The sequence below is a fragment of the Facklamia languida CCUG 37842 genome (assembly GCF_000245795.1).
In the GTDB taxonomy this organism is placed as follows: Bacteria; Bacillota; Bacilli; order Lactobacillales; family Aerococcaceae; genus Facklamia; species Facklamia languida.
Genome location: NZ_JH601133.1, coordinates 652,708 through 663,384, shown reverse-complemented (window position 1 = coordinate 663,384; position 10,677 = coordinate 652,708). Strand labels below are relative to the sequence as shown.

General features: G+C 38.2%; 2 protein-coding genes. Both read left to right on the top strand.

From position 1 onward, the window contains the following. Window positions 1-470 (top strand): LPXTG cell wall anchor domain-containing protein (locus HMPREF9708_RS03065; protein ID WP_006308631.1); only part of this gene is annotated, 470 nt, incomplete at its 5' end. 794 nt (window positions 471-1,264) lie between these two features. Beyond that, window positions 1,265-10,677 (top strand): G5 domain-containing protein (locus HMPREF9708_RS08280; RefSeq protein ID WP_006308630.1); only part of this gene is annotated, 9,413 nt, incomplete at its 3' end.

The following is a 10,677-nucleotide window of genomic DNA, read 5'->3' as shown; positions in this document are numbered from 1 at the left end:
CCGCTGAGGATAGGCCGACAACAGTAAGCACCACAACCGTTGAAGATAGGCCAACAACCTTAAGCACGACGACCGTTGAGGATACTACAACAACCGTAAGCACGATGACCGTTGAGGATACTACAACAACCGTAAGCACCACGACTGTTGAGGACAGGCCAACAACAGTAAACACCACGACTGTTGAGGACAGACCAACAACCGTAAGCACCACGACTGTCCATAATGCTACAACAGTTGAGGATACAACGACCACAGAAGAAATACCTGTACCTTCAGGAGTGACGTCGGTATCGGGTGGAACACCAGGAGATAATACTAGCACTCCTAATCAACAGCAAGATAAGAACAATCATCTGCCTCATACTGGTGAATCAATCATGTTCCAGATAGTTCTTTCTACTCTTGGTATCGGACTACTTACAGGAGGCTTCTTAGTCCTCAGGTCAAAAATTGGATATAAATCGTAAGATTCCCCAAATTCGGATTATAATTTATTGAATTGACACTCTTTTAAATAGGGTGAATCGTAAGAAAACTCTTTTAAATTGAAACGTTACGGTTCAAGAGAGACTAAGCAAATGGTGGTTGCTTAGTCTCTTTACTTTTCCTCTATCCGAGACTCTCTTTAATGAATGTCTGTCCTCTTGCAGTGAGGACGTATCCTTCATAACGGTTTCCTTCTATTGTAAGGGGGATGGTTAAATGACCATTCACTGGATCCTCTTATGACCAAAAGAGTCGGAGCAGTATGGGACTTCTGTTAACACTTGTTGATAAGATGAGTGTTTAGATCCTTTTCTTAAGAATTCAATTAAAGGATCTAAAACATTGTGATTTAATAGACATTCTCAAACGGATACTGTAGGATAAAGAAAGTAGGAAGTTTATGCACCATAGGGTTCGTTTGGACCAAAGTGGTGAAGAATCTGCTGAGGCGAAAACCGCATATTGAAATAGAAGATGGAATCGACGATCGACCATCAGTCACCACTAACGAATAAGGCCGTTTGAAAGAGTAAAAATAGAATGAAGGGAGGTATCTCAATCAAGGATCCGTCTCAATCGAGTCATAGCTGGCGCGATTAACAGGAAATTCGAAAATTGAAATGATCATGCAAGAGGGCTTAACCTTTATAATAGAAAACAATCCCTATTTAGCGTAAAAATAACAACTCGATTTAATGGAGCCAGAAGAGAAATATCTTGTAATTAGCTAAAGAATCGTCATAATTTGAACAAAATAAATGATTAGGAGACAACCATGGATAAACAATACCGATACACATTAAGAAAGACCACCCTTGGCTTAGCCAGTGTGGCGATTGCAGCCTTCTTAGCGGGACAAGTCCCCACTGTTTATGCAGCCGATGAAGAGTTGGCAATTGTTGGGGAAACACTCCCTCCTGCCGACGAAGCTGAAGAGATTCCCATTGAACCCGCGACAACCGCCAATCCTGAAGATACAGTTGAACCAGAAGCTCCCTCTATTCTTGATAATTTAGGAGAAGAGGACGTTACTGAACGAGCAGAGACCATCACAACCTTCTCCACTACCCCTGACGCAAGTTCAGCTGAATCAGATGGACTCGAATTATCAGAGGAGCCTCAACTCGCCCGCCAAATGGCAGAGGCAAGCTCAGAACCCAACTATGCAGAAGATGAGAAAAAAGTTGGCGAATACCGTGAGACCCAATTGACAAGAGGTGAGGGTCCAACATTTAAATTTACTGATCCTAGCATGGACTTCAAGGATGGATTCCGCTATAAAACCATGGAACCATCTGCTTCTAGTCCAGACAAAACCAAGTGGGGGATAGAGTTTGAATTTGACAAAGAAAAAGGTCAAAGGACATATACTGATTTTGTATTTTCTAACATTGGTAACATGGGAACTTATCTTAATACTGGAAATATACCTTCAAATGACGTAGGAGTAAAAATTGCAGAAAAGGGAGACTTTAAAGAGGCTAATTATAAAGCTGAATCAGAAATAATAATAGAAGGCATTAGGGCTCAAAGAAATTTAAACCTTTATGCTACTGTAAAAGACCTTGAACATATTAACAGTATCGAAAACGAGAATACTACCATAGGATGGAAGGGTAACTATTCAAAAGATGCAAGTAATCAGACAAATAAAGCCACCCAAGGAGAAAGCAGTTACTTTAGCTTTACAGTGAACCCATGGCCAAATGAAAATGACCAGCTTTCACTGATAACTTTAACCGGCAGCCATAATGAAAAAGTATATGTCAATGGTCAAACTATTACAACGGGTGTAACAGTATCAAACCTTGATGCTAGTGCTAGAGAGAGACTAGTCGGTCAAGTCTATCATCCAGAAACAGGCCAAGTGGTCCCAGGTGCCAGTGCCTATATCAACGACCAAGACAAGGTTGTCATCGAAATGCCAAAAGGTGCTGTAAATGACGATGGGTCTGTCAACAAAGACTCTATCTTCTACAAAAACAAATCCTATACAGGGCTTCAAAATTTAAGGGTAAAATTCTTTGCCCGTCCAAGAACAGCTGATGAATTTCAAGCGGCAACAGGAGAATATGGAATCTACATATCAACAGGTGCGGGTGCAGAAACCATCAGCCATAAGGGCAAAGAGGTAGTTATCGATAAACAAGGTATTGCACGCTACGACCACTACAACTTAATCGGTGAATTCGGTCTAAATCTTGACGATACCAAATACCATGACCAAGACTATATTGATGAGGATGGTGTAAAAACCTCGACATCAGAAGTGTCATATGTTAGGGCAGGGATTCCTTATATAATAAAGAACAGCACTCAAGAGTCAACAGATGACATTACAGACGCAGTAGGTAGGAAGCATGCTAATGCCAGTCTTGATACTAGTTTTCTAGATAGATATAACCAAGGCAAGGATCCTGAGGACCAATGGAAGATAGAGGGTAATGATTCTTTAACAGAGATCAAAATCACACCTCCTAAGAGTGCAAAAGCTTTAGATTATATGCCGTTCTCGATTAGATATACCTATACAAACGGTTCTGTTGATGTTCATAAGGTTTCACTAATTGTAAAAGAATCTGGCAACAACATCCCACAGTACTATTCACAGGTTTTATATCCTACAGAAACAGAAACATCTCAGCCTCATCTTTCTATAAAAGCAGAAGACCAAGAGAAAAGGCGACCAGTTGAATACACTATAGAAAAAGACACATATACTGATGATCACGGCAACGAGTGGACAGCAAAAATCGATCCTAAATCAGGGATCGTTACTGTTAAACCAAAGATTGCCAAAAACTTTATCGGTGGTGAAAAGCTAGTAGTACCTGTCACAGCCCACTATGAAGAGGAGAAAAATCCTGAGATAAAATTTACTGAAGAAGTAAGGGCAGCATTCGTTATAAAGCAAAAAGAAAACCTACCACCAAGATATGATGCCAAAAATGGTAAGGCAGGAGAAACTCTAACCTCTAAACCTATCGTAAAACAAGATGGCGGTATCGATACGAGAACTCCAGCAAGCTACTCAATAGCGGGAACAGAGTACACAGATAATAAGGGAAATACTTGGACTGTATCTATTGATAAGGAGACAGGGGTAGTAACAGCAAATATTCCAAATATTAGAGAAGGGGATAAGCTAGATGAAACCATCATCTCTGTGCCAGTTACAGCCCATTACGTAGAAGATGGTCAAGATGTGGGAACTGAAGTAGTGAATGCGCAGTTTCTAGCTTCTGGGACAAATAATAAAATTGAACACACTGAAAAAATCCCATTTGATGTAATTGTAGAAGAAAACAAAGAACTAGCAAAAGGCGAATGGCGTTATAAGACAGTTGACGGGATCGAACAAAAAGGTCAAGCAGGTAAAATTACAACCACTTGGACAATAGAAAACTCTAAGGTAGTAGACAAAACTGAAGAGAGAACAGAACCAGTAGCTGCTATTATCGAAGTCGGTGATAAAGATTTTGAGGGCACCCTTGAATACGTCGACAAAGATCCAATCCCATTTGAAACGGAAGTAACAGTCGACCCAAGTCTTGCACCAAATGTAATTGAAGTCGATCAAAAAGGTGAACTTGGTGAAAAACAAACGCCAGTAAAAAGAGACATAAAAAATGGATCGGCTGGAGAAGAAATTCGTGGAGAATCGAAAGTTACCAAAGAACCAGTAACTAGAAAGATAAGAGTTGGTTCAAATACTAAGGGCCAATATAAGGAAACAGAAATCATTCCATTTAAAACTGAAGTTAAAAAAGACCCATCCCTTAAAAAAGGTGAGTGGAAATATGCTGAAGTGGATGGCGTTCCACAGACTGGAGAAAACGGTCTAAAAGAAAGAGTCTTAACAATTGAAAATTCTAAGGTAACTGACGAGTCTGAATACAAGACAATTAAAGAAGCTAAAAATGCCGTGATCCTAGTCGGAGAAGAGGACTTCACAGGTACACTTGAATACGTAGATAAAGACCCAGTCCCATTTGATACCGAAGTAACAATTGATCCAAGTCTAGAACCAAACGAAATTGTGGAAGACCAAGCTGGAGTTCTTGGTGAACAAGAAACCAAGGTTACCAGAGAAATCACAAATGGTGAGACTGGAGAAGAGGTTCGTGGAGAAACTACACAAACTAAAGCACCAGTAAACAGAAAAATCAGAATTGGTGCCAAATCCAATGGAACCCACACAATCGAAGAAAAAGTTGAAGTGCCATTTGAAGTTGAAATCCAGTTTGACGACAATCTTAAACCAGGTGAACAAGTAGTAAGCCAAGAAGGTGTACCAGGCGAAAAAACGAGAACCACAACCTTAACAATAGTAAATGGTGAAGTAACAGAAACAAAACCAGGTGAATTTACTGAAACCAAAGCGCCTACTAAGAAAATTATCAAAGTAGGTAGAAATACTGAAGGGGAAGTAAAACACGTTGAAGAACTACCATTTAAATACACTGTTAACGAAGTAGACACACTTAAAAAAGGTGAATACGAAATTGTAAAAGCAGGTAAGGTTGGTACAAAAACTACAACATGGACCATCAAAAATTCTGAAATTGTTGGCGAACCAAAAGAAGAAATTGTTGAAGCAGAAGATGCTATCATCAACGTTGGTAAGGGAACTAACAGTGGTACTCATGAAATCGTAGAAAAAGTTCCTGTGCCATTTGAAACCATTATCGAATTTGATGACAGCTTAGCACCAGGTGAAACAAAAGTAGAAACCGAAGGTTCACTTGGAGAAAAAACCAGAACAAACACTCTAACCATTGAAGATGGTAAGGTTACAGAAACCAAAGAGGGTGAATATGAACAAAATATAGCACCTGTTAATAGAGTGATTAAAGTTGGTAGAAATACTAATGGTAAGGTAGAACACAAAGAAGAAATACCATTCAAATACACCATTGAATATGATCCTAACTTAGAAGCTAGAAAATATGTAGAAGAAACTCCAGGTAAAGTTGGTCAGAGAATTACCACTTGGACCATTGAAAATTCTAAGGTCGTTGGAGAACCATCGGTTGTAGAAACTCAGCCAGTTGATGCTGTAATTAAAGTTGGTAGCAAAGACTTTACAGGTACCTTCACAACAACAAAGACCGAGCCTGTTCAATTTGAAACAGAATATGTTGTTGATGAAACACTAGAACCAGGCAAAGTAGTAGTTGATCAAGCTGGGGAACTTGGTGAAAAAGAAACACCAGTAACTCACACTATTGTAAACGGTGATGTGACAAAGTCAGAAGAAGGCGAAACTAAACAAACAAAAGCTCCAGTTAAGAGAATAGTAAAAGTAGGAGCAGCTAAGTCTAATGAAACTCATACCTACACAAGCAAAAAACCATTTAAAGTAGAAGTAAGAGTAAATCCAGAACTTCCAAAAGGCGAATACAAGGTAGTTCAAAAAGGTGTAGAAGGTGAAGAACAATACACCATTACTATTGAAAACTCAAAAGTAACCAGCACTTCAGAACCAAAAGAAACAAAGGCACCAGTTAATGAAATTATTGAAGTTGGTAATAAAGACTTCACAGGCGTAGCGACTCATACTGAAGACTTTACTATCCCTTACAAAGTAGAAATAAGACAAAATCCAAACCTTCCAGTTGGAACTACAAACACTATCCAAGAGGGTGTAGACGGTTCTTACAAGGTAACTTATAAACAAAATATCACAAATGGAGAAACTGTTGGTGAGCTTACAAAAACTGAATCAGATAGAGTTGATGCTCAAAACCAAATTATTGAATTTGGTACAAAAGCAGTTGATCCGAAAGTAGATAATTATAACTATGAAGTTCAGCCTGAAATTGATTATGTATATGATGACACTTTACCAAAAGGTACAGTAGAAAAAGGTAAAACGACTCCAGGTGAAGTAAAAACTGTTATTACGACTACTCTTGATCCACTAACTGGCGAGTTAGTAACGAAAGAAGAAAAAATTGTTACACCAGCTAGACAAGAAATCAGAGTAGGTACAAAAGATTACACTGGTGAAGTGAAATATACTGAAAGAGTATATGAAGACTATGAGACAACTATTATCCAAGATGATTCGCTTGCAGCTGATCAGACAGTAGTAGAAAAAGAAGGTATAGCTGGCGTTAAGGAAAGAGAAGTAACTCGTACTATCACCAACGGTACACCAAGCGATCCTTCCTATGGCGATTACACTACAATCACTGAAAAACAAAACCAAGTGATTCGAGTCGGTACGAAGACTGACGGAACTCACACGGTTACAGAAGAACTACCTTTCGAGTACACGATTAATGAAGTTGATACTCTTAAAAAAGGTGAATACGAAGTTGTAACAGAAGGTAAGAATGGTAGCCGTACAACAGAATATAAAATTGAAAATTCTAAAGTTGTAGAAGGTTCAGCTACTGTAAAAGAAGAAACTAAACCAGTAAATGCTGTAATCAATGTAGGTAAAGGTACTCTAGAAGGTACTCATACAATTACAGAAACTGAAGTAGTGCCATTTGAAACGATTGTAGAGTTTGACCCGAGCCTTAAAGCTGGAGAACAAGTAGTATCAAAAGAAGGATCTAATGGATCTAAAGAACGTGAAGTAACACTTACTATAGAAGATGGCAAAGTAGTTAACACTAAAACTGGAGAATATGAAGAGAAACAAGCTCCAGTAAATAAAGTTATAAAAGTAGGTAGCCTAACAAAAGGTGAAATAGAACACGCTGAAGAAATACCATTTAGTTATGACATTACTTACGATCCAACTCTAAAAGCTGGTGAAGTAAAGACAGATGTCGAAGGAAAAGTTGGTACAAAAACAACATACTATATAGTTGAAAACTCTGAAGTCAAGAAAAAATACGAAGATGTCGTAAACCCAACAAATGCAAAAATCAGAGTAGGTACAAAAGACTACACTGGTACAATTATGCATAAAGAAGAGGAAGATATTCCATTTAAGGTAATAGTTAGAGAAAATCCAGAAATGCTTCTAGGAACTTCTAAAACTGTTACAGAAGGACAAGCTGGTACTAAAGAAGTAACTTATAATATCCCAGTTAAAAATGGGGCTCAAGACCCAGAAGGTGAAATTACAAGTTCTGAAGAAGTTAAAAAGAACGCTGTAGACCAAGTTATTGAAGTAGGTACAAAGGCTGTAGATCCAGTAGAAAAAGACGTAAGTGCTGAAGTAGGCGTAGAAGTAGAAATTAAAAATGATCCAGAACTAGATCTTGGTAAGACTAGAACTGGTGAGCTAGTACCAGGAAAAGTAGAAAATGTTGTAACTACAGAATATAACCCAGCTACTGGAAAAATGGAAACTAGAGAAGATAAAAAGGTTACACCTGCTAAACAAATCGTATATGTTGGTACAAAAGACCTAGTAGGAACTCAAGAATTTACCGTAACTCAACCAGTTCCATTTGAGACAGAGTATAGAGAAGACCCTACTCTAGAAGCAGGTAAGACAGAAGTAGAGCAACAAGGTCAAAATGGTTCAAAAGATGTAACTTATAAAGCAGAAGCTAAAAATGGTCAGGTAACAAGCCACAAGGCAACTGAAGAGATTACAAAAGAGCCTGTAAAACAAATCATCAGAGTTGGTACAAAATCAGAAAAGACGAACACTGAAGTAGTAAAAGAAAATATTCCATTCGAAATAGAATATGAATATACAGACGAGCTAGAAGCTGGAAAAATTGAAGTAAAACAAGATGGAGAACTAGGCGAAAAAACTACTACAACTACGACTACTATCGTAAATGGCGCAGAATCTACTGATAAAAAAGAAGAAACGACAAAAGAACCAGTAAAACGTATAGTAAGAGTTGGTACAAAGATAGACCGTCAAACTACTGACGTAACTGGTAGCGAAACTACTATAATCCCATATAAAACTACAGTAATCTATGACCCTAACCTAAAATCAGGGGAACAAGTAGTAGATACAAAAGGGGAAAATGGAGAACGCAAGATCACAGTTACAGTTCCAGTAAAAGATGGTGTAGCTGGAGATCCAGTAGTTAAAACTGAGGATATTAAAAAAGCAGTAGATGAAGTAATTAGAGTAGGTACTAGAGATGACTCTTCTAACTATGTGTCTAACACAAATGTAACTACTGAAAATATACCTTTTGAAATTAGATATGAAGAGGACCCAACACTACCAGTAGGCGAAACTAGAATAGAAACTCCTGGAGAGTTTGGCTCAAAAACTACTACGACATCTACTACTATCGTAGATGGAGAATCTAAAACTTCTACTGATGAAAAAGTTACAAAAGAACCAGTAGTTCAAGTAGTAAAAGTAGGTACAAAACTTAAAGACATACCAGCTCAAAACCTTGAAGAATCTAAGACTGAAGAGATACCATATACTACAATTATTCAGTACAACGATAAGATGGACGTAGGTTCAAGCCATGTAGTCCAAGAAGGTGAAAATGGTGAAACGACTATTACTACAAAAGTTTCTGTAGAAAATGGAGTAGCTAAAAATCCTGAAATCACTACTAGCACTACAAAAGAAGCTAAGCCTAGAATTATCCAAGTTGGTACTAGAGAGCTTAAAAAAGAAGTTAAGTCTGAAGTGGCTTATGAAACTGAAGTAATCTTTGATGATACTCTACCAGCTGGAGAGAAGAGGGTAGAGTCTGGGGTAGTTGGTGAAAAAACAACTACTATAACTCATAAATTGGTAGATAATCAAGTAGTATCTGAAACTTCTACAGAAATCACAAGAGAAGCTAAGAAAGAAATAATAAGAGTAGGTACTAAGACGAATCCAGTAGATACGAAAGATGTAACTAAAACTATCGAGGTAGAACTGGCTTATGGTACTGAAATTATCTATGACGATACGATGCTTTCTGGTGAAGAAAAAGTAGTACAAGAGGGCGAAGTAGGAAAACGCGAAATCACTGTAACTGTGCCAGTAAAGGATGGTATAGCTGGAGAAGCTGTTATTTCTAAAGATGAAGTAATAACAAAAGCTAAACCAAAAATTATAAGAGTTGGTACACTATGCCCATCTCCTGAAGAGCCTGAAAAACCAGCCGATAAGGATATTGTAAGTACGACTACAGTAGAGATACCATTTGAAACTGAAATCACTTATGACCCAAGTCTAGAAGCCGGGAAGGTTATCGAAGATCAGAAAGGCGTAACGGGAGAACGCACGATTACGACGACAGTTAGAATCAAAGATGGCGTAACGGGAGAGCCTGTTACAGAGAATAAAGTTACACGAGAACCTGTAACGCATAAGATTAGGATTGGTAAGAAAAAACCAGAAGCGCCAGCTCCAGAAGCTCCAAAAGAAACAGAAGGCGAAGTAACTAAAACCATCGAAAGAGAAATTCCTTTCGAAACCAAGGTAATTTATGACGAAAATCTCGACGCTGGCAGCCAAATTATTGAAAAAGAAGGTAAACCAGGAAAAGAAGAAGTAACTATTACTCAAAAGGTTAAAGACTCTAAGCCAGTTGGAGACCCAACAGAGACTACTAAGACTATCACCGAAAAAGAAGATAGGGTAGTAATAGTTGGTACTAAAGCAGTTGTTAAAGAAGTCGAATTTGGAAATGATACTGAATACAGACACAACCCAGATCTTCGAGCAGGTGAAACAAAAGTCATCGAAGAAGGTTCTAAGGGTTCTGTAAAATACACAACCACTTTCAACAAGGAAACAGGCAAGCTTGAAGTAACAGAAGAAAGGTTTGAACCAAAGAACAAGGTTGTAGAATATGGCTCTAAGACCGAAGGCGAATTTACTTATGAAAGTGAACAAGCTTATGACATCATCATTAGAGAAAATCCAAACCTTGAAGCTGGAAAGACTAATGTTATCCAAGAAGGTATTGTAGGTAAAACTGAGACTACTGTTAAGATTGAAAACAGCAAGGAAGTTTCTAGGGATACAAAAACAATCACAGAAAAACAAGATAAGATTATAGAAATCGGAACTAAAAATGTCTGTGAAATCCCACCAGTAGATCCAGAAAAACCATTTGATCCAGAAAAACCAGGCGAAGATCCAACCGATCCGACTGATCCAACTGATCCGACGGACCCAACGGATCCAACCGATCCCACCGATCCAACACCAGAAGAAAAAGTGATCGTCAGTGAGAAAAAAGTTGAGATACCTTTTGAAACTAAGATTATCTATGACGAGACTTTAGAAGCTGGAAA